The sequence below is a fragment of the Streptomyces shenzhenensis genome, from assembly GCF_021462265.1.
Lineage (GTDB): Bacteria > Actinomycetota > Actinomycetes > Streptomycetales > Streptomycetaceae > Streptomyces > Streptomyces shenzhenensis.
The window spans coordinates 100134-121338 of the sequence record NZ_JAJONF010000007.1 but is presented as its reverse complement, the minus strand read 5'-3'; the positions used below and the strand labels follow the sequence as shown (position 1 = coordinate 121338).

Below are 21205 nucleotides of genomic sequence, written 5' to 3'. Positions count from 1 at the left end.
CCCACGGCTTGATCAAGGGGGTCACGGGGGAGGCGTCCTCGGCGAGGGCGTGGGCCCGTCAGGCCTGCGCGTCCTCCGGGATGGAGACCACCCAGTGGGTCTCCTTGCGGGGGCGGAGGTAGAAGGCCCAGTAGAGGGTGGCCGTGGCGGTGATGCCGCCGGTCCAGAGGAGGTAGCTGGTTTCCTGCTGGGTGAGGATGTAGCCGAGGACCACGATGAGGAGGACCGGCATGGCCGGCCACAGGGGCATGCGCCAGGCCGGGGTGTGCTTGTGGTGGGCCCGGCGGGAGAGCAGGGCGGCGACGGCGACCAGGAGGTACATGCCGGTCACCGAGACGCCCGTCACGCCGTACAGGGTGTCGAGGTTGACGAAGCAGAGCAGGGCTCCGGGGACGCCCACCGCGAGGGTGGCGACCCAGGGGGAGCCGAAGCGGCCCAGGCGGGAGAGGGCGCTGTTGACCGGGGTCGGCCAGGCCTTGTCGCGGGCCGAGGCGAACAGGACGCGGGAGTTCTGGATGACCATGACGATGCCCGCGTTGATGATCGCGAGGGCCACGCAGAGGCTGACGAAGGTGCCGACCGCGGAGTTCGACCAGGCGGTGACCATGGAGCTGATGTCGCCACCCGTCAGGGCCTTGATGTCGGTCGCGCCCATGGTGATCGCGGCCACCGGGACCAGGATGATCACCGTGGAGATGGCGAGGGTGGCGAGGACCGTGCGGGCGACGTTGCGGCGCGGGTCCTCCAGTTCCTCGGAGAGGTAGACGGCCGTCGAGAAGCCCTGGGTGACGAAGAGGGCGATGGCGAGGCCGGAGACGACGAGCATCGCGGTGACCGTGGTGGTGTGGCCTCCCGTGTCGGCCACCTGCATGGAGGTGAGGCTGCCGACCCCGCGGTGGCTGTGGGTGAAGCCCAGGACGGCCACCAGGCCCGCCGCGATGACCTCCAGGACCAGGAAGATGCCGGTGATCCAGGCGTTGGCGCGCAGGTCCAGGAGGCCCGCGAGGGTGGCGAGGAGCATCACGCCGGCGCCGGTCATGGCCGGGTCCAGGTGGACGATCGGGGCCAGGTAGTCGGCCGTGCCCATCGCGATCACCGGGGGCACGATCATCACGACCAGCAGGGAGAGGACGAAGACGAGCCAGCCGGCGAGCCGGCCCGCCATCGTCGAGACCATCGCGTACTCGCCGCCCGCGCTGGGGATGAGGGTGCCCAGCTCGGAGTAGCAGAACGCCACGGCGATACAGAGGAGGGAGCCGATGGCGATCGTGAGGGCGGTGGCGGTCCCGAGGGAGCCGAAGAGGTCGGGGACGACCACGAAGAGCGTGGAGGCGGGGGTGACGCAGGAGAGGGTGAGGAGGGTGCCGCCAACTACTCCGATGGAGCGCTTGAGCGTCTTGGGACTGTCGGACGCCTCTGTGACGGCGTTGTCGACAGGGCGGAGCGTGTCGGTCATGCGGGCGGTTCCGATCGACTCGTGCGGATGCCTCCGGCGGTTGGGCCGTGCTGCATGGAACCCCGACGAAAACCATTGCGTCAATGGCCGTTTACCTTCGGATTCCGCACTTGTAAAGCGACGTGCATCACATCGCTTTCGCAGGAGGAGAAGGCGATATGGCTCAACCATCAAGCCTTCAGGTCGCATGACCTTGCTTTCAAAGGCTATGAACACAAAGAACTTAAGGCATCCGTTTCATCCCATCGAAACGATAACCGCAGCGGGGCGGGCAAAAAAAGTCGAGGCCGTCCGGTATCCGGACGGCCTCGACGAGGCGAGCGGTCGCGCTCAGTGGTTGCGCGGGAAGCCCAGGTCGACGCCCGCGGGGGCGTCCGCCGGGTCGGGCCAGCGGGTGGTGACGACCTTGCCCCGGGTGTAGAAGTGCGTGCCGTCGTTGCCGTAGATGTGGTGGTCGCCGAAGAGCGAGTCCTTCCAGCCACCGAAGGAGTGGTAGCCGACGGGCACCGGGATCGGCACGTTCACGCCGACCATGCCGGCCTCGATCTCCAGCTGGAAGCGGCGGGCCGCGCCGCCGTCCCGGGTGAAGATCGCGGTGCCGTTGCCGAAGGGGGAGGCGTTGATCAGCGCCACGCCCTCCTCGTAGGTGTCCACGCGCAGGACGCACAGCACCGGGCCGAAGATCTCGTCCTGGTACGCCTTGGCGGTGGTGGGCACCTTGTCGAGCAGCGAGATGCCGATCCAGTGGCCGTCCTCGAAGCCCTCGACCGTGTGGCCGGTGCCGTCCAGGACCACCTCGCAGCCCTCGGCCGCCGCGCCCTCGACGTACGAGGCGACCTTGTCGCGGTGCACGGCCGTGATCAGCGGGCCCATCTCGGACGTCGGGTCGCTGCCGGGACCGATCTTGATCTTCTCGGCGCGCTCGCGGATCTTCGCCACCAGCTCGTCGCCGATCGCGCCCACCGCCACGACCGCGGAGATGGCCATGCAGCGCTCGCCGGCCGAGCCGTAGGCGGCGGAGACGACCGCGTCGGCCGCCGCGTCCAGGTCGGCGTCGGGGAGGACCAGCATGTGGTTCTTGGCGCCGCCCAGGGCCTGGACGCGCTTGTGGTTGGCGGAGGCCGTGGTGTGGATGTAGCGGGCGATCGGGGTCGAGCCGACGAAGGACACCGCCTTGACGTCCGGGTGCTCCAGGAGTCGGTCCACGGCCACCTTGTCACCGTGCACGACGTTGAAGACGCCGTCGGGCAGCCCGGCCTCGGCCAGCAGCTCGGCGATCTTGATCGACGCCGACGGGTCCTTCTCGGACGGCTTCAGCACGAACGTGTTGCCGCACGCGATGGCGATCGGGAACATCCACATCGGGACCATCGCCGGGAAGTTGAACGGCGTGATGCCCGCGACGACACCCAGCGGCTGCCGGATCGAGGAGACGTCGACACGGCTGGCGACCTGCGTGGACAGCTCGCCCTTCAGCTGCACGCTGATCCCGCACGCCAGGTCCACGATCTCCAGACCGCGGGCGACCTCGCCGAGGGCGTCGGAGTGCACCTTGCCGTGCTCGGCCGTGATCAGCTCGGCGATCGCGTCCCGGTTGGCGTCCAGCAGGGCGCGGAAGCGGAACAGGATCTCCGTGCGCTTGGCCAGCGACGACTGGCCCCAGGTCAGATACGCGTCCTTGGCGGCGGCGACCGCGGCGTCGACCTCGTCGACCGACGCGAACGCGACCTTCGTGGTCACCGCGCCGGTGGCCGGGTCGGTGACCGGCCCGTAGGTGCCCGACGTGCCGTCGACGGACTTGCCGCCGATCCAGTGGTTGACGATCTTCGTCATGACCGGTTACTCCTTCACAGATGGCGGCGTCGGGTCGAGACGTGCCGTTCGTAGAGCTCACGTGCCTTGACCGCGGCGGATCGGGCCGCGGTCTCGGCCACAGGTACATCCCACCAGGCCTGCGCGGGAGGCGGGCCCGACACAGTGTCGGCCGTTTCGGTCTCCACGTAGACACATGTGGGAGTGTCGGCGGCCCGCGCCTCGGCGAGCGCCGCGCGCAGGTCCCGTACGGTCTTCGCGCGCAGCACCCGCATGCCGAGGCTCGCCGCGTTGGCGGCGAGGTCGACGGGGAGCGGGGCGCCCGTGAAGGTGCCGTCGTCCGAGGGGAAGCGGTACGCGGTGCCGAACCGCTCGCCGCCCACCGACTCGGACAGACCGCCGATGGAGGCGTAGCCGTGGTTCTGCACCAGCAGCACCTTGACGGCTATCCCCTCCTGCACGGCGGTGACGATCTCGGTCGGCATCATCAGATACGTGCCGTCGCCGACCAGCGCCCACACGTTGCGCTCCGGCGCCGCGAGTTTCACCCCGATGGCGGCCGGTATCTCGTAGCCCATGCACGAGTACCCGTACTCCAGGTGGTACTGGTCGCGTGACCGCGCCCGCCACATCCTGTGCAGGTCGCCGGGAAGCGAGCCGGCCGCGTTGACCAGGACGTCCGTCTCGTCGACGAGCGCGTCCAGGGCGCCGAGGACCTGCGGCTGGGTCGGCCGGACGTCCGGCTCGTCGGCCTCGTAGCAGGCGTCGACGCGCTGCTCCCAGCGCTCCTTGTCCTCGGTGTACTCGGTGACGTACGAGTCGGCGGTCCGGTGGCCGTCCAGGGCCTTCCTCAGCTCCGCGAGACCGCTGCGGGCGTCGGCGACCAGCGGCAGACCGGCGAGTTTGTGGCCGTCGTACGGGGCGATGTTGAGGTTGAGGAAGCGGACGTCCGGGTTCTCGAAGAGGGTGCCGGAGGCCGTGGTGAAGTCGGTGTAGCGGGTGCCGACGCCGATCACCAGGTCGGCGGTGCGGGCGAGTTCGTCGGCGGTGGCGGTGCCGGTGTAGCCGACGCCGCCGACGTCCTGCGGGTGGTCCCAGCGCAGCGAGCCCTTGCCGGCCTGGGTGGACGCGACCGGAATCCGGGTGGCCGCGGCGAACTCGGCGAGGACGTCCTCGGCCCGGCTGTGGTGGACCCCGCCGCCGGCGATGATCACCGGCCGGCGCGCGCTCCTGATCACCTGCACCGCGGCGGCGAGTTCGGCGGGGTCGGCGCCCGGCCGGCGTACCGTCCACACCCGCTCGGCGAAGAACTCCTCCGGCCAGTCGTACGCCTCGGCCTGGACGTCCTGCGGGAGCGCGAGGGTCACGGCGCCGGTCTCGACGGGGTCGGTGAGGACGCGCATGGCGGCGAGGGCGGAGGGGATCAGCTGCTCGGGGCGGTTGATCCGGTCGAAGAACCTCGACACCGGGCGCAGGCAGTCGTTCACGGACACGTCGGCCGCGTACGGGACCTCGAGCTGCTGGAGGACCGGGTCGGCGGGGCGGGTGGCGAAGACGTCGCCGGGGAGGAGCAGGACCGGGAGGTGGTTGATCGTGGCGAGGGCGGCGCCGGTGACGAGGTTGGTCGCGCCCGGACCGATGGACGTGGTCACGGCGTGGGTGGCGAGACGGTTCGACTGACGCGCGTAGCCGACCGCCGCGTGCACCATGGCCTGTTCGTTGCGGCCCTGGTGGTATGGCATCTCGTCGCCGTGCTGGAGGAGTGCCTGGCCGAGCCCGGCCACGTTGCCGTGGCCGAAGATGCCCCAGGTGGCGCCGATCAGGCGGCGGCGCTCGCCGTCCCGTTCGGTGTACTGGGCGGCGAGGAAGCGGACAAGCGCTTGCGCGACGGTCAGCCGAATCGTCATCGGTAACCCTCCGTATGGTCCGGGTGGAAGCAGATCCGCCACTCCCGCGTCGCACCGGGCCCCGCCATGACGTTCAGGTAGTACATGTCGTGCCCGGGCTGCGCGATCGACGGGCCGTGCCAGCCGTCGGGAACGAGCACGGCGTCGCCGGAGCGGACCTCGGCGAGGACGTCCGTACCGCCCTCGCGGGAGGGGAATACGCGCTGGTACCCGATACCGTTCGGTCCGTCGATCTCGAAGTAGTAGATCTCCTCCAGCTCCGACTCCTCGCCCGGCCGGTGCTCGTCGTGCTTGTGCGGCGGGTACGAGGACCAGTTGCCGCCGGGTGTGATCACTTCGACGGCGATCAGCTTGTCGCAGTCGAACGCGGACGCGGAGGCGAAGTTGCGCACCTGGCGGGCGCTGGTGCCGCTGCCGCGGTCTTCGACGGGGACCTCCGGCGCGGGGCCGTAGCGGGCGGGGAGTCGTCGCTCGCACTTCGCTCCTGCCAGGGCGAAGCGGCCTCCCGCGCCGGAGGCGATCTGGACCTGGGCGTCCCGGGGCGCGTACACGAAGTCGGAGACTCCGCTGAACACGCTCTCCCGGCCCAGGATCTGGAACTCGTTTCCCTCTGTTCGCACCGTACAACCGCCCTGGAGCGGAAGCACGATCCACTCGCTGTCCCCGGTGGTGAACAAATGCGTTCCCCCCGGGGCCAGTTCGACGATCCGCAGACTGCTGTGCGCCCAACCGGCCCGCCGGGGATCGATGTCGAGCGCGTACTGCGCGTTCGCGGTCGCCCCCTTGGCGAGATGCAGTTCGTTGGTCGTCATTTCCACGCCCTCACAGGAGTCCGACGGCGGTGTCCACGGCGGCGGCCACGTCGCCGTCCGCCGGGTACAGCAGCGAGCGGCCGACCACCAGGCCGCGCACGGTGGGGAGTCGGAGGGCGCTGCGCCACTTCTCGTAGGCGCCGGCCTGTTCCTCGACGGTGCCGCCGACCTCGCCGCCGAGCAGCACGGCGGGGAGGGTGGACGTCTCCATGACCCGGGCCATGTCGTCGGGGTCGTCGGTGACCGGCACCTTCAGCCAGGTGTAGGCCGAACTCCCGCCGAGACCCGAGGCGATGGCGATCGACCTGGTGACCGCCTCCGCGGACAGGTCGTTCTTCACCCGGCCCTCGGGGGTGCGGCGGCTGATGAACGGCTCGACGAAGACCGGCAGCCGGCGCGCGGCCATGTCGTCGATGGCGCGGGCGGTGGACTCCAGGGTGGTCAGGGAGCCCGGGTCGTCGTAGTCGATGCGCAGGAGCAGTTTGCCGGCGTCGAACCCGAGGCGCTGTATGTCCTCGGCGCGGTGGCCGGTGAACCGGTCGTCGAGTTCGAAGGAGGCGCCCTGCAGTCCGCCGCGGTTCATCGAGCCCATGACGACCTTGCCGTCGAGGGCGCCGAGCAGGAGCAGGTCGTCCAGGATGTCCGCGGTGGCGAGGACGCCGTCGACGCCGGGCCGGGACAGCGCCAGGCAGAGCCGCTCCAGCAGCCCGGCCCGGTTGGCCATGGCGAGCCGGTCGCCGCCCACGCCCAGGGCGCCGCGGGCCGGATGGTCGGCGGCGACGATCATCAGCTTGCCGTCCTCGTTGAGGAGCGGACGGCGGGTGCGGCGGGCAGCCGCCTCGGCAATGGCCTCGGGGTGGTGGGTGCGGGTGTGGACGAGGGCGGAGACGTCCACCTTCACCTGCCCGGCGGAGGCGCCGGCCCCGCCGTCCTGGTGCGCGCCCGAGACGCGGCCGGCCCTCACAGCACCGCTCCGGCGGCGAGCGCGGCGTCGATCTCCTCGGGGGTGGGCATCGCGGAGGAGCACTCCAGGCGGGAGGCGACGATCGCCCCGGCCGCGTTGGCGTGCCGCATGATCTTCTCCAGGTCCCAGCCTTCGAGCAGGCCGTGGCAGAGGGAGCCGCCGAAGGCGTCACCGGCGCCCAGGCCGTTGAGGACGTTCACGGGCAGCGGCGGGACCTCGGCGCGGTCGCCGTCGCGGCTGACGGCGAGGACACCCTTGGGCCCCTGCTTGACCACGGCGATCTCGACACCGGCGTCGAGGAGTGCCTGGGCGGCGGCCTGCGGCTCGCGCACGCCGGTCGCCACCTCCACCTCGTCGAGGTTGCCGACGGCGACGGTGGTGTGTCTGAGGGCCTCGGCGTAGAACGGCCGGGCGGCCTCCGGCCCGCGACGGGAGCCGTCGACGTCACCGCCCCAGAACATGGGGCGCCAGTCCAGGTCGAAGACGGTGGTGCCCGCCTTGGCGCGGTGGGCGAGGGCCGCGAGGGTCGCCGTGCGGCTGGGCTCCTCGCTCAGGCCGGTGCCGGTGACCCAGAAGACGCGGGCGTCCCGGACGGCGTCGAGGTCCAGCTCGTGGGCGTCGATCTCCAGGTCGGGGGCCTTGGGCTGCCGGTAGAAGTAGAGCGGGAAGTCGTCCGGCGGGAAGATCTCGCAGAACGTGACGGGGGTGTTCAGGCCGGGCACCGGGGTGACCCAGCGGTCGTCCACGCCGAAGCCCCGGAGGGCCTCGTGCAGGTAGGCGCCGAAGGCGTCCTCGCCGGTGCGGGTGATGACGGCGGTGTTCCGGCCGAGGCGGGCGGCGGCCACCGCCACGTTCGTCGCCGACCCGCCGAGGAACTTGCCGAAGGACGACACCTGGGCGAGCGGGACTCCGGTCTGGAGCGGATAGAGATCCACCCCGATCCGCCCCATGGTGATCAGGTCGTACGCCATCGGCTTCCCTTCGTCATGCCTCTCCCGTGGTTTGTAGTCGGGGACAGGAGGTCGTGTCAATGCTTTGTCCGGACATTCGGACGAGAGTTGGGCCGGCCCACGTCTCAGCCACGTCACAAACACCCCCCTTGCGTCACACATGTCACGCCTACGCGGGTCCTCGGTCACACCAGGTCGACAGCCGCTTGCCCACAGTCACGCTGCGTCGTTCACCGGGCACAGGCTTTGTGATCGCCAGCGCAGCGCCCGGCTCCCCCGACGACCGCCTCCGGTCGCCCCCGCGGTGCGCGCAGGGAGGTGCATCTCATGACCGACCGAAGGCTCTGGTCATACAAGGAGATCGCGGCGCACATCCGGGTGCAGCCGGACACCGTCCGCTCCTACCGCAAGCACGGACTGCTCCCCCCGCCCGACCACGTCGAGGGCGGCAAGCCCTACTGGTACGCCGACACGGTCCGCGCCTGGGTGGCCTCCCGGCCGCGCAACCGAGGCCGCAGAGACTTCTGAGCCCCGGCGCCGGCTCCCTCGGCCACTCCTCGCGCACGGCGGCGGCGCGCCGCGCCGGTCCCGGACAGCCACTCCTGCGAACCACCCGGACTGCGACATGCGGCGCATCTGCCTAAAGTGCGGCTAAACGGCACTGATTCGAGCCGACGAGCGCCACCCCCGTACCCGCAGGAGCACAAGGGGACCCGCCTTGACCCACTCTCCGCAGTCCGGCCGGCCGCGGGCCCGTATCCCCGGCCCGCAGCAGCCGCCACCGCCGTACCCCCGTATCCGCGCCGGCCTGTGGAAGCGCTGCCTCGGTGGTGGGCTCGCCCTGTGGGCGCTGACCGCCGTGATCGCGTACGTGACGGGGAAGGCCGCCCTGCTGCCGACGCTGATCCTGCTCGGCAGCTTCCTCGTCCCGGTCGTGTTCGTGCTGTGGGCGTACGAGCGGCACGCCCGCGACCTCGGGGTCAGCGCGATCCTCGGCTGCTTCCTGGCCGGCGGCGCGCTCGGGCTGCTGGGCGCCTCGGTGGCCGAGTCCTACCTGGTCCGCCCCTCCTGGGGGATGTTCGTCTGCGTCGGCCTGGCCGAGGAGGCGGTGAAGCTCGGCGCGCTGGTGTTCGTGCTGCGCCGGATGCCCGGGATCCGGGGCATCCGGGCCGGGCTGGTGCTCGGCGCCGCCGTCGGCCTCGGCTTCGCGGCCCTGGAGAGCGCCGGGTACGCGCTCGGCGCCGCCGTCTCCACCGCGGGCCTCGATCCGCGCGCCCTGATCGAGACGGAACTGCTGCGCGCGGTGCCGGCCACCCTCGGGCACGGCCTGTGGACGGCGATCACCGGCGGCGTCCTGCTCTCCGCCCGCCGCCCGAACGGCCGTTTCCGCCTCACCGCCCCGGTCGTCTCCGCCTGCCTCGGGGCCGCCCTGCTGCACGCCCTGTGGGACTCCACGCACGGCATCGCGATCTGGCTGGCGGCGTACCTGGCGGGCACCGCGGTGGAGCGGCGGCTGTTCGCCGCGGGGTACGTGCCGGGCCCCGGCCCGGCAGAGGAACACCTCTTCACGGTGTTCTCGCTCGGTCTGCTGGTACTCGTCGCACTGCTCGGCGTCGCCTGGGTGCACTCGCTGGCGCGCCGGTGCCCCTCTTGGAGAAATACCCCCTAGGGGTATAGTCTGGCGACAGTGGGGCTCTCTCATGGGCCCCATCGGCCCCACCCGCCTCGACGAGGAGAACGACATGACCGCCCAGACCGACACCCCGGGCTCCGTGACCGCCGTCTACAAGGTGACCGGCATGAGCTGCGGACACTGCGAGGGTTCCGTCTCCGCCGAGATCTCCGGGCTCCCCGGCGTCAGTTCGGTGACGGCCGTCGCGGCCAGCGGCGAGGTCACGGTCGTCTCCGCGGCCCCGCTCGACGAGGAGGCGGTCCGCGCCGCCGTCGACGAGGCGGGCTTCGAGCTCGCCGGCCGCGCCTGACCGCCCGCACGGCACGCACCACGAGCAGTACGCACGACGGAAACGCATCTCTCCGCCGGGCCGTGCCGACCAGCTGATACTGGCTCCGTACGGTCCGGTCCGTTGTCTGGAGTCCGGACATGACCACCAGCACCACAACCAGCACCACAACCAGCACCGCAACCAGCACCGCACAGACACCGACAGCCCCTCCGGGCCCGGCCGGTGATTCCGCGGTCGAGCTGCTCATCGGGGGCATGACCTGCGCCTCCTGCGCCGCGCGGGTCGAGAAGAAGCTCAACCGGATGGACGGCGTCACCGCCACCGTGAACTACGCCACCGAGAAGGCGAAGGTCACATACCCCCAGGGGGTCCAGGTCGCCGACCTGATCGCCACGGTCGTCAAGACCGGGTACACCGCCGAGGAGCCCGCGCCCCCGGAGCCGGAGCCGCGGCAGGACACCGAGACCGCGCCGGATCCCGAACTCGCCGGTCTGCGCCACCGACTCCTGGTCTCCACCCTGCTCGCCGCCCCGGTCGTGCTGCTCGCGATGGTCCCGGCGCTGCAGTTCGACAACTGGCAGTGGCTGTCGCTGACGCTCGCCGCCCCGGTCGTCGTCTGGGGCGGCCGGCCGTTCCACCGCGCCGCCTGGACCAACGCCCGGCACGGCGCCGCCACCATGGACACCCTGGTCTCGGTCGGCACGCTGGCCGCGTTCGGCTGGTCACTGTGGGCGCTGTTCTTCGGCGACGCGGGCATGCCGGGGATGCACGACGAGTTCCGGTTCACCGTCTCGCGGATGGACGGCGCGTCCACCGTCTACCTGGAGGTCGCCTCCGGGGTCGTCGCGCTGATCCTGCTCGGCCGCTATCTGGAGGCGCGTTCCAAGCGGCGCGCGGGAGCGGCCCTGCGGGCGCTGATGGAGCTGGGCGCCAGGGACGTGGCGGTCCTGCGGGCCGGGCGCGAGGTGCGGGTCCCGGTGGCGTCGCTGGCGGTCGGCGACCGGTTCGTCGTACGGCCCGGGGAGAAGATCGCCACCGACGGCACCGTGGTGGAAGGGGCGTCCGCGGTGGACGCCTCGATGCTGACCGGCGAGTCGGTGCCGGTGGACGTGGCCGTCGGCGACGCCGTCACGGGCGCGACCGTCAACGCGGGCGGGCGGCTGGTCGTCGAGGCGACCCGGATCGGCGCCGACACGCAGCTGGCCCGGATGGCGAGGCTGGTGGAGGAGGCGCAGAACGGCAAGGCCGAGGTGCAGCGCCTCGCCGACCGGATCTCCGCGGTCTTCGTCCCCGTCGTCATCCTCCTCGCGCTCGGCACCTTCGGGGTCTGGCTCGGCGTCACCGGGGACACGGCCGCCGCGTTCACGGCCGCCGTCGCCGTCCTGATCATCGCCTGCCCGTGCGCCCTGGGCCTGGCCACGCCGACCGCCCTGATGGTCGGCACCGGGCGCGGCGCCCAGCTCGGCATCCTCATCAAGGGCCCGGAGGTGCTGGAGTCCACCCGCCGGGTCGACACCGTCGTCCTCGACAAGACGGGGACCGTGACCACCGGGCGGATGAGCCTCCAGGAGGTGTACGTCGCCGAGGGCGCCGGCCAGGACCACGCGGACGAGGTGCTGCGGCTCGCGGGCGCCCTCGAACACGCCTCCGAGCATCCGGTCGCCAGGGCGATCGCGGCCGGCGCCGCGGAGCGGGTCGGAGACCTGCCCCCGGTCGAGCACTTCGAGAACGTCCCCGGGCGGGGCGTACGCGGGCGCGTGGCGGGCCGCGAGGTGGCCGTGGGGCGCCTCTTCGACGTGGTGCCCGAGGAGTTGGCCCTGGCCCTCTCCCGGGCCGGACAGGAGGGGCGGACGGCCGTCCTGGCCGGGTGGGACGGGCAGGCACGGGGTGTCCTCGCCGTCGCCGACACGGTCAAGGAGACCAGCGCCGAGGCGGTGCGCGAGCTGCGCGCGCTGGGGCTGACGCCGGTGCTGCTGACCGGGGACAACCGGGCGGTGGCCGAATCGGTCGCGCGGGCGGTCGGGATCACCGAGGTCGTCGCGGAGGTGCTGCCCGAGGACAAGGTGGACGTCGTACGGCGGCTGCAGCGCGAGGGGCGGACGGTCGCCATGGTCGGCGACGGGGTCAACGACGCGGCCGCGCTGGCCACCGCGGACCTCGGGCTGGCGATGGGCACCGGGACGGACGCGGCGATCGAGGCCGGCGACCTGACCCTGGTGCGCGGGGACCTGCGGGTGGCGGCGGACGCGATCCGGCTCTCCCGGCGGACCCTCGCCACCATCAAGGGCAACCTCGTGTGGGCCTTCGGCTACAACGTGGCCGCGCTCCCACTGGCGGCCGCGGGGCTCCTCAACCCGATGATCGCGGGCGCCGCGATGGCCTTCTCGTCGGTGTTCGTGGTGACCAACAGCCTGCGGCTGCGCACCTTCCGGTGAAAGTTACCGCCGGTTCGCCGCAGTGGATGTAGGAGTCCCCCTGGAGTCCAACGCGCGCCTCACATAAGCTCTTCACAAGGCTCGCGCATCATCCTTACGCTTGAGTCCCGATCACCGTATCGGGGCTCTTGCGCATCCATCGGACCGATGCAAGAGACGCAGATCACAGTGATGTGAACGTAACCATCGAAGGGCTTCGAAGGTCTAAGTTGGCGATGTCAGGGATGCGTCTTGGGGGGCGCTGACCTGGCATCTGGGGATGTCTTGGGGGACTTCCTCAGAGATGCGTTGCCGGGGCACGGACGACGGGAAGCTTTGAGCGGCCCTCCCGTGCGGTGCGGGTCCCGGCAGATCGCACCGCATCACTGGATGTAAGTACGGCGAGTTCTGCTCGTTGTGCTCAACGCAGCGATTCAGGCGCTGCCGTACCGAGCGCCCGGCCGGATCCCGTGGGGGGAATCCGCACCGGGACACGGGAAGGCGCCCTGGTCGCCGGCCCGTGGGGGGACCGGCGCTCCAGGGCGCCTTCTGCTTAGCTCTTTCGGGGCCTGTTCGCCTCCGCCTCCGGGGCGCCGCAGCCGGCGCCCCTTCGGCTCACTCGCCACAGGCACGGCCGCGAGGGCCGTGCGCCGTCGGCGGCGTCGGGAAGGGTCAGCGCTCCTCGACCGGCACGAAGTCGCGCTCGACGACGCCCGTGTAGATCTGGCGCGGACGGCCGATGCGGGAGCCCGGTTCCTTGATCATTTCCTGCCACTGGGCGATCCAGCCGGGCAGCCGGCCGAGGGCGAACAGGACCGTGAACATCTCGGTCGGGAAGCCCATGGCGCGGTAGATCAGGCCGGTGTAGAAGTCGACGTTCGGGTAGAGGTTGCGCGAGACGAAGTAGTCGTCGGAGAGCGCGTGCTCCTCCAGCTTCAGCGCGATGTCCAGCAACTCGTCGGACTTGCCGAGGGCCGAGAGGACGTCGTGCGCTGCCGACTTGATGATCTTGGCACGCGGGTCGAAGGACTTGTAGACCCGGTGGCCGAAGCCCATCAGGCGGACGCCCTCCTCCTTGTTCTTCACCTTGCGGATGAAGGAGTCGACGTCACCGCCGTTGGCCTGGATGCCCTCCAGCATCTCCAGGACGGACTGGTTGGCACCGCCGTGCAGAGGGCCCCAGAGCGCGGAGATGCCGGCGGAGATCGACGCGAACATGTTCGCCTGCGACGAGCCGACCAGGCGGACCGTCGACGTCGAACAGTTCTGCTCGTGGTCCGCGTGCAGGATCAGCAGCTTGTCCAGGGCCGAGACGACCACCGGGTCGAGCTCGTAGTCCTGGGCCGGCACCGAGAACGTCATGCGCAGGAAGTTCTCCACGTAGGAGAGGTCGTTGCGCGGGTAGACGAACGGGTGGCCGACCGACTTCTTGTACGCGTACGCGGCGATGGTCGGAAGCTTGGCGAGCAGGCGGATCGTGGAGAGGTCGCGCTGCTTCGCGTCGAACGGGTTGTGGCTGTCCTGGTAGAAGGTGGACAGCGCGGAGACCACGGACGACAGCATGGCCATCGGGTGGGCGTCGCGCGGGAAGCCCCGGTAGAAGTTCTTGACGTCCTCGTGGAGCAGGGTGTGCCGCGTGATCTCGTTCTTGAACGTGGTGAGCTCGTCGACCGTCGGCAGCTCACCGTTGATCAGCAGGTAGGCCACCTCCAGGAAGGTGGAGCGCTCCGCCAGCTGCTCGATCGGGTAACCGCGGTAGCGGAGGATGCCCCCCTCGCCGTCGAGGTAGGTGATGGCGGATTTATAGGCAGCGGTGTTGCCGTAGCCGCTGTCCAGGGTCACGAGACCGGTCTGGGCGCGGAGCTTCCCGATGTCGAAGCCCTTGTCGCCGACGGTGCTGTCGACCACCGGGTAGGTGTACTCGCCGTCGCCGTACCGCAGTACTACAGAGTTGTCGCTCACGTCTTCCCTCACCGACGTAGTGCCTCATCTTCGAGGTGCCCTGACTGTCTCTACCATCCCCCATTTGGCTCAGGAGAGTGCACTCGGGGTCGACCATTGGGCCCATTGGCGGCACTCAGTGCCGCCAACCTGCTCATCCTGCCCCCTTGTCTCCCCATCGGGAAGGCCCTTGTGACCTTCACGACTCATTTGATCGATCATTTTTCGGGAGATCCGCTCCGGCCGAGCCGGAAGTCCAGGGCCGTACAGCGCCGGCCTGCTGAAACCGTCCGCACCGCCTGCCCGATCGCCTTGCGCGAACCGACGAGGACGACCAGCTGCCTGGCCCGGGTGACCGCCGTGTAGAGCAGGTTCCGCTGGAGCATCATCCACGCTCCGGTGGTGACCGGGATCACCACGGCGGGATATTCACTGCCCTGTGAACGGTGGATGGTCACCGCGTAGGCGTGCACCAGTTCGTCCAGTTCGTCGAATTCGTACGGCACCTCTTCATCTTCGTCCGTCAGCACCGTGAGGCGCTGCTCGACCGGGTCGAGCGCGGTGACCACGCCCACGGTGCCGTTGAAGACGCCGTTCTCGCCCTTCTCGTAGTTGTTGCGGATCTGGGTGACCTTGTCCCCGACCCGGAACACCCGCCCGCCGAACCGCTTCTCGGGCAGGTCGGGGCGGGCCGGCGTGATGACCTGCTGGAGCAGTCCGTTGAGCGCGCCGGCGCCGGCGGGCCCGCGGTGCATGGGGGTGAGGACCTGCACGTCGCGCCGCGGGTCGAGCCCGAACCTGGCCGGGACCCGCCGGGCCGCGACGTCCACGGCGAGCCTGCCGGCCTCCTCCGTCTCGTCCTCCACGAAGAGGAAGAAGTCCTTCATGCCGTCGGTGACGGGGTGCTGTCCCGCGTTGATCCGGTGCGCGTTGGTGACCACGCCGGACTGCTGGGCCTGCCGGAACACGCGCGTGAGGCGCACCGCCGGGATCGGGCCGCCCTCCGCGAGCAGGTCCCGGAGCACCTCCCCCGCCCCGACGCTGGGCAGTTGGTCGACGTCCCCGACGAAGAGGAGGTGCGCACCGGGGGGTACGGCTTTCACGAGCTTGTTGGCGAGGAGGAGGTCCAGCATCGACGCCTCGTCCACGACCACCAGGTCGGCGTCCAGCGGCCGGTCCCGGTCGTAGGCCGCGTCGCCGCCCGGCTTCAGTTCCAGCAGCCGGTGGACGGTCGACGCCTCCGCTCCGGTCAGCTCGGCGAGCCGCTTGGCCGCACGGCCGGTGGGGGCGGCGAGCACCACCTTCGCCCGCTTCGCCCGCGCCAGCTCCACGATCGACCTGACGGTGAACGACTTGCCGCAGCCGGGCCCGCCGGTCAGCACCGCGACCTTCTCCGTCAGCGCCAGCCGGACGGCGGCCTCCTGCTCGGGGGCCAGTTCGACGCCGGTACGGCCCTTCAGCCAGGCGAGCGCCTTGTCCCAGGCGACGTCCTTGAACGACGGCATCCGGTCGTCGTCGGTGCGGAGCAGGCGCAGGAGCTGGGAGGCGAGGGCGACTTCGGCCCGGTGGAAGGGGACCAGGTAGATCGCGGTGACGGGTTCGGCGTCGGGAGTGGGCCCCGGGAGCCTCTCCCGTACGACCCCCGGGTCCGCCCCGTCCTCGGGGGGCGCCGCCAGCTCGGCGAGGCAGTCGATGACCAGCCCCGTGTCGACCTGGAGGAGTTTCACGGCGTCGGCGATGAGCCGTTCCTCGGGGAGGTAGCAGTGCCCCTGGTCGGCGGACTGCGACAGCGCGTACTGCAGCCCCGCCTTCACCCGCTCCGGACTGTCGTGCGGAATCCCGACGGACTGGGCGATCTTGTCGGCGGTGAGGAACCCGATCCCCCACACGTCGGCCGCGAGCCGGTACGGCTGGTTCTTCACGACGGAGATCGACGCGTCCCCGTACTTCTTGTAGATCCGCACGGCGATGGACGTCGACACCTCGACGGTCTGGAGGAAGAGCATGACCTCCTTGATCGCCTTCTGCTCCTCCCAGGCGTCGGCGATCCGCTTCGTCCGCTTCGGCCCGAGACCGGGCACCTCGACCAGCCGCTTCGGCTCCTCCTCGATGATCCGCAGGGTGTCCACACCGAAGTGCTGGGTGATCCGGTCCGCGAACACCGGCCCGATCCCCTTGACCAGCCCCGACCCCAGATAGCGCCGTATCCCCTGCACGGTGGCCGGCAGCACGGTCGTGTAGTTCTCCACGGTGAACTGCTTGCCGTACTGGGGATGCGACCCCCAGCGGCCCTCCATCCGCAGCGACTCCCCCACCTGGGCACCGAGCAGCGCGCCGACGACCGTGAGCAGATCACCGGCGCCTCTGCCGGTGTCGACCCGGGCGACCGTGTAGCCGTTCTCCTCGTTCGCGTACGTGATGCGTTCGAGCACGCCTTCGACGGTGGCGAGTCGTCGTTCGCCTGTGGGGGTCCCCGCCTGCTGAGCCATGATCCGACGGTACTGTCCGGGACTGACAGTCAGGAGCGGGGTGGGGTACACGGCCCGCTCCGTGATCGTCGGCAGCCGCCCGCGATGGTCGCAGCCACCTGTCCGTGCGGCTTCTACCGCAGGACGGCGTCCACGTCGCCGGTGCAGACGATGGCGCACTCGCAAGGATCCGTGGAGGGTCGGGCCACGGCGTCAGTGCCGGTCCGGGCCCCTTGTGGGCGCGGACCGGCACACGCGGGTCGATCGATCCCGTCAGCGGCCGTGGCCGCCGTCCTGGCCGCCACCGCTGTGGTCGCCGTGTTCGACGATCGTCCACGGGCGCATCAGATCGTCGTCCTCGTGTTCGAGAATGTGGCAGTGGTGGATGTACGTCGCCGGGAGCTTGGTACCACTGCCCGGAATCGACGCGATCGTAGCCGTCGGCGGGGTGAATTCCTGGATGATGATTCTGGTGACCGTCTCCGGATAGGATTTGAAAGTGTCCTTGTTGGACCGTGCTTCGTCCGGGTCCGGCGGTACCGGTGGGCCGGTGAAATAGTTCTCCAGCACCGGCAGGTCCTTCGTTTTGCGGCCACCGTCAATCCACTTGTCGTAATCGGCCTGGTAGGCGGCCGCGTCGATCGGCTGCCTGTCCAGCACCTGGAAGTTGACAAGGTGGACGTGCATCGGGTGGGCGTCGTGGTTGGGATTGATGTATTCCCAGATCTCGGTCGAGCCCTCCTCGATGAAGTCCTGGGACGGCGCCTCGAACGGCACCGCGTTGAACGTCATGGTCCTGAACAGCTGGTGCTGGTACACGACCCATTGCCGGCGACGGGTGTGCGGTTTCGGCTTTACCGGTGCGGGTGTCGGCAGCCTGAGTTCCCTGGGCGGCCTCGACCTGTCCGCGCCTCCGGACAGCGGTTTGGTGACCCGGAATTCCATGATGTCCCGGATTTCCGGCCCCTCACCCGGCATGCCGGGGTAGTGGACCGGCGCGTGGTAGTTCACCAGTCTGACCTTCGTACCCATGCGCACCTGGCTGAAGTCGATGATCAGGTCGTACCGCTCGGCCGGCGAGATCAGGAAGTTCAGCATCTGCAACGGGGCGCGGAAACCGCTGTCGGTGCCGATCAGCCAGAACGGCAGTTGGGCCTCAGGCACTGCGTCCCTGGGCTGGGTCTCGAACCTCAGCCGCCAGAAACGCTCGTTCGAAGCGTTGAGAAGGCGCAGCCGGTAGCGTCGCGGCTCGACGGTCAGGAAGGGGTACGCCTTCCCGTTCACGATCGGGGTGTCCTCGCCTTCCTGCAGGGTCATGGTGTAGGCGAGCGAGCCGTCCGGGTGGAAGGTCCGGTCCTGCAGGATGAGGGGGACCTCGAATTCGCCTCGCGGCAGCCCGAGCCGCTCGTCGGCGGGGTCACCGATGCGCCAGAGCCCGGCCAGGCCCGCGTAGATGTTGAGGCTGGTCATCCCCATGCCGTGATCGTGATACCAGAGCATGCACGAACGGTCGTGGTTGGTGTAGGCGTAGATCGCTTCGTTGGGTGCGACCCGGCCGGGTTCCAGGGTGGTGTAGTGCGCGGCGTGGATACCGTCCGGACTGAACGACTGCATCGGCATTCCGTCGGACTGTGGCGCTGTGAAACCGCCGTGCTGATGTACGACGTTCCACACATTGACATTCGAGGGAAAAGGCAGGGCGGGCTTGTAGGGAGGCGGAGGGGTCGGGGTGAGCTCGTCGCACCCGTTGCGGATGGCGTCGATCACGAACTGGAACAGGTGGGTGGTCGGCAGCTCGTTGCGGTATTTGACGACCGTGGGACGGTCCGTGCTCACGCTGATGGTTGGCCCGAGGTAGCCCATGCCGGTCGGCTTGTGCGGATCGTGCGGGTTATTGGCCCAGTAACCCCACACGGTTGCCGGCCCGAGATCCCGGTGGAAGCGCCACGAGTCCTGTCGCATCGTGATCTCGTAGTAGTCGGCGCCCGGATAGGCGGAGGGATCCGGGACGGCTGTCAACGGCGTGGGAAGCGGGTCGACATACTTCTTCAGCGGAGGGGTGTGCGGGATCGGACCGCCCGGACACGTTGCCTCGTGAGCCGTCGCCGCATACGCCCGCGCTCCCAGAACACCCTGGGGAAGCATGGCCGCACCCCCCATGGCGCCGGCCATGAGGAATTTCCTTCGCTCAAAAGCCATCTTCTCCAGCCTTCCATCGCCTCAGGTGACGTTCCAGACAGAGATACAGGCCTGGTTCGGAGCGTGCTGCGGTGCGCCGGTCCGCTCTGCCGAAGAGCACCCGTTCAGCCCTTTCAGCGCTGCCGCTCCAGCGCGAGGAAGGCGGCAGACACACCGGATCGGCGGACCGTCAGCTGTCCACCCACCGGGTTGCACAAGCGGCGCGCGTGATCGGCGAGCGTCGTGGCCCGTTCACATCACGACCGTGGTGTTCCTCGTGTGGCTCGCCCACTCCCGGCGCGCCGCCCAGCAGTTGTCCCCCGAGGCCGCGGTCCCGAGTCCGGGCTGGATGGTCGTCGCCTGGTTCATACCGGTGGTCAACCTCGTCGCCCCGCGCCGGATCGTCCTCGACATCGGCCGCGCCGGCTCCGCGTCATGGGAGAAGCGGGAGACGACGCTGGTGAATCTGTGGTGGGCCGCCTGGGTGGCGCACGCGCTGCTGCTCGTGGTGGCGAGCCGGGTGGCCCCCGGCTCGCTGGCCTGCCTCGTGGTGGCCGAGGCCTGATGCTCGCGGCGGCCGTGCTGGCGGGGCTGGTCATCGAGCGGGTCACGGTGCTGCAGGGTGCCGCGGCTACCGTCCGGGCCAGCCCCCTGACTTGATCCCCTCGACGAAGACAGCGAAGGCTCCTGCGGGGAAGGTGAGGGTGGCGCGGGCCGGGGCCTTGGAGTCGCGGACGGCCGCGTGGGTTGGGGTCGTGGCTATCTCGACGCACTCATTACCGTCACCACCGCCGGAGTAGGACGATTTCCGCCAACTATCGGGATTGGTCATCGCCGCCTCACAGCTCCTTGGCCAATCTGTTGATGAAGTCACGCGAACGCTCGGCGTCGAGTGACACGGCCTCCAGTTTATGGAAGCGAGCCCGGAAGGCGTTCAGTTGAGCCTCAGAGTCGATGAAGACGGTGCCGTGAGGAGCGTCACGTACGACTGTGTCCAGCTTCGGGACGGAACCGCCCACGTAGGTCATCGCGCTACCAGCTTGAGAGAAGCCGTCCAAGTCGAAGGGGATCACCCTCACCGAAATGTGATCCGCATGCGAGAGTTCCAGGATGCGATCGAGTTGAACTCGTGACAGCGCACGATCGCCGACCCTGATGCGGAGAGCTGCTTCGTGGATCACAGCCTGAAGGGGGATCGGTGCGGGGCCCTCGATGATCACACGACGCGCCATGCGGTGGCGTACGCGCAACTCAAGTTCATCTTCGGCGAGTTCCGGAATCCTGTCGGAGAACACGGCGCGGGCGTAGCCTTGCGTCTGCAATAGACCTGGCACGTACGTGATGGCCACGTGCCTCTGAAACCGGGAGTGGTGGTCCAGCTCAGCCAGATCGAGGAAGGAAGTGGGTAGCAACTCTCGGTACTCCTCCCACCACCCCCGCGTCCGGTCGGTCGCCATCGCCACCAAAGCGTCGATGAACACCTCGTCCGTACAGGCGTAATGGGATGCGAGACGACGCAGTCGCTGCTCGCTCACACCGGACAAGCCCGCCTCGATCTGACTGATCTGCACGTTGCTCACCCCGAGCAGCTTGGCCGCCTCGCGCGCGGTGAGACCGGCCGCATCGCGGAGTCTGCGCAACTCCTTTGCCAGACGCAGTTGCCGAGCCGTTGGTTCGCGCCTGGTGCCCATCAACCGCTCCTTGCTCCAACGCATCTGCCCGTGCGACTCGTTCGAGGTCAGATTACGCGACCGACTTGCCCAACCGAAACTTTCAGGTCTACCGTCAGTGACGCACCGCACACGCAGCGGAAGTGCACCGCCCCGTCCTGCCACGACGGCCGCGGCAACGCCACCCTGCCGGAAACTCCCCCGCGAACAATGGAGTTGATGACGCATGCCCGAAGCCTGGGAGTACACGCTCACCATCCCCAACGACCTGCGCGCCGTCCCCGTCAGCCGGCACACGCTCAGACTGGTGCTCACCGCCCATGAGCTCGTGCCCTCCCTCGACGTCGCCGAACTCCTCGCCACCGAGCTGGTCTCCAACGCCGTACGGCATACGAAAGGCCCCGCCGCCCTGCGCATCCGCTGGTCGCCGCCCGGCACTCTCCGGATCGGCGCGTGGGACGCGGACCCCGAACCGCCCGAACCGCCGGTGCCGTTGGAGCGGCTCGGGGAGGTGGAGGAGGGGCGGGGGCTGGCGCTGGTGCGGGCCTGTTCGGATCTGTGGGGCTGGCAGCCGCTGTCGCGGTTCGGCAACAGGGGGAAGTACGTGTGGTGTGAGGTCGCCGCCGCGGTCCCGCTGTACGGTGGCGCCGGCTCCCGCTGATCACGCCT

General features: G+C 69.8%; 17 protein-coding genes. 6 read left to right on the top strand and 11 right to left on the bottom strand.

Going from position 1 to position 21205, the window contains the following annotated elements; translation table 11 throughout:
- Positions 1–58 precede the first annotated feature (58 nt).
- The 6 genes from LQ326_RS12515 to iolC all read right to left on the bottom strand — a co-directional run bounded on the left by LQ326_RS12515 (position 59) and on the right by iolC (position 7922).
- On the bottom strand, positions 59–1456 hold the full coding sequence (locus LQ326_RS12515; protein WP_234535729.1) for an APC family permease: 1398 nt from the start codon (positions 1454–1456) through the stop codon (positions 59–61).
- 330 nt (positions 1457–1786) lie between these two features.
- Entirely contained in the window at positions 1787–3289 is a 1503-nt protein-coding gene (mmsA, locus tag LQ326_RS12510) for a CoA-acylating methylmalonate-semialdehyde dehydrogenase (RefSeq protein ID WP_234535727.1), read from the bottom strand.
- Between the two features lie 14 nt (positions 3290–3303).
- Entirely contained in the window at positions 3304–5175 is a 1872-nt protein-coding gene (iolD, locus tag LQ326_RS12505) for a 3D-(3,5/4)-trihydroxycyclohexane-1,2-dione acylhydrolase (decyclizing) (RefSeq protein ID WP_234535726.1), read from the bottom strand.
- On the bottom strand, positions 5172–5987 hold the full coding sequence (iolB, locus tag LQ326_RS12500; RefSeq protein WP_234535724.1) for a 5-deoxy-glucuronate isomerase: 816 nt from the start codon (positions 5985–5987) through the stop codon (positions 5172–5174). The genes iolD and iolB overlap by 4 nt, the downstream gene beginning before the upstream one ends.
- Positions 5988–5997: 10 nt before the next feature.
- Positions 5998–6888, bottom strand: a complete 891-nt coding sequence (locus LQ326_RS12495; RefSeq protein WP_234535977.1) for a Cgl0159 family (beta/alpha)8-fold protein — start codon at positions 6886–6888, stop codon at positions 5998–6000.
- Positions 6889–6947: 59 nt separating this feature from the next.
- On the bottom strand, positions 6948–7922 hold the full coding sequence (gene iolC, locus LQ326_RS12490) for a 5-dehydro-2-deoxygluconokinase (protein WP_234535722.1): 975 nt from the start codon (positions 7920–7922) through the stop codon (positions 6948–6950).
- Positions 7923–8228: 306 nt separating this feature from the next.
- On the opposite strand from iolC, the gene LQ326_RS12485 reads away from it, so the two are divergent.
- The 4 genes from LQ326_RS12485 to LQ326_RS12470 all read left to right on the top strand — a co-directional run bounded on the left by LQ326_RS12485 (position 8229) and on the right by LQ326_RS12470 (position 12300).
- A complete protein-coding gene (locus LQ326_RS12485) occupies positions 8229–8429 on the top strand; it encodes a helix-turn-helix transcriptional regulator (RefSeq protein WP_234535720.1) in 201 nt (66 codons plus the stop codon).
- 190 nt (positions 8430–8619) lie between these two features.
- Positions 8620–9570 (top strand): PrsW family intramembrane metalloprotease, encoded by a 951-nt coding sequence (locus LQ326_RS12480; protein WP_234535717.1) that lies wholly within the window; start codon positions 8620–8622, stop codon positions 9568–9570.
- A 73-nt stretch (positions 9571–9643) separates the two neighbouring features.
- Positions 9644–9883 (top strand): heavy-metal-associated domain-containing protein, encoded by a 240-nt coding sequence (locus LQ326_RS12475; RefSeq protein ID WP_234535975.1) that lies wholly within the window; start codon positions 9644–9646, stop codon positions 9881–9883.
- 119 nt (positions 9884–10002) lie between these two features.
- A complete protein-coding gene (locus LQ326_RS12470; RefSeq protein ID WP_234535715.1) occupies positions 10003–12300 on the top strand; it encodes a heavy metal translocating P-type ATPase in 2298 nt (765 codons plus the stop codon).
- A 651-nt stretch (positions 12301–12951) separates the two neighbouring features.
- Here the strand turns inward: LQ326_RS12470 and LQ326_RS12465 are convergent.
- The 3 genes from LQ326_RS12465 to LQ326_RS12455 form a co-directional block, all read right to left on the bottom strand.
- The gene (locus LQ326_RS12465; protein ID WP_234535713.1) at positions 12952–14241 is read right to left on the bottom strand and encodes a citrate synthase; all 1290 of its coding nucleotides are present in this window, start codon (positions 14239–14241) and stop codon (positions 12952–12954) included.
- A gap of 197 nt (positions 14242–14438) precedes the next feature.
- Positions 14439–16709 carry an SF1B family DNA helicase RecD2 gene (gene recD2, locus LQ326_RS12460; RefSeq protein WP_234535710.1) on the bottom strand — a complete coding sequence of 757 codons (2271 nt, stop codon included), beginning with the start codon at positions 16707–16709 and terminating at the stop codon, positions 14439–14441.
- A 252-nt stretch (positions 16710–16961) separates the two neighbouring features.
- Entirely contained in the window at positions 16962–18860 is a 1899-nt protein-coding gene (locus LQ326_RS12455; protein ID WP_234535708.1) for a multicopper oxidase family protein, read from the bottom strand.
- A 271-nt stretch (positions 18861–19131) separates the two neighbouring features.
- Here LQ326_RS12455 and LQ326_RS48275 point away from each other — a divergent pair, with 271 nt between their 5' ends.
- On the top strand, positions 19132–19431 hold the full coding sequence (locus tag LQ326_RS48275) for a DUF4328 domain-containing protein (protein WP_234535706.1): 300 nt from the start codon (positions 19132–19134) through the stop codon (positions 19429–19431).
- A gap of 66 nt (positions 19432–19497) precedes the next feature.
- Here the strand turns inward: LQ326_RS48275 and LQ326_RS12445 are convergent, their stop codons facing one another.
- Together LQ326_RS12445 and LQ326_RS12440 are read right to left on the bottom strand one after the other, a co-directional pair.
- Complete coding sequence (locus LQ326_RS12445) at positions 19498–19698, bottom strand: DUF397 domain-containing protein (protein ID WP_234535704.1); 201 nt, start codon at positions 19696–19698, stop codon at positions 19498–19500.
- Positions 19699–19705: 7 nt separating this feature from the next.
- Positions 19706–20557, bottom strand: a complete 852-nt coding sequence (locus LQ326_RS12440; RefSeq protein WP_234535702.1) for a helix-turn-helix domain-containing protein — start codon at positions 20555–20557, stop codon at positions 19706–19708.
- A gap of 205 nt (positions 20558–20762) precedes the next feature.
- Between LQ326_RS12440 and LQ326_RS12435 the strand changes: the two genes are divergently transcribed.
- Complete coding sequence (locus tag LQ326_RS12435; protein WP_234535700.1) at positions 20763–21197, top strand: ATP-binding protein; 435 nt, start codon at positions 20763–20765, stop codon at positions 21195–21197.
- Positions 21198–21205 lie beyond the last annotated feature (8 nt).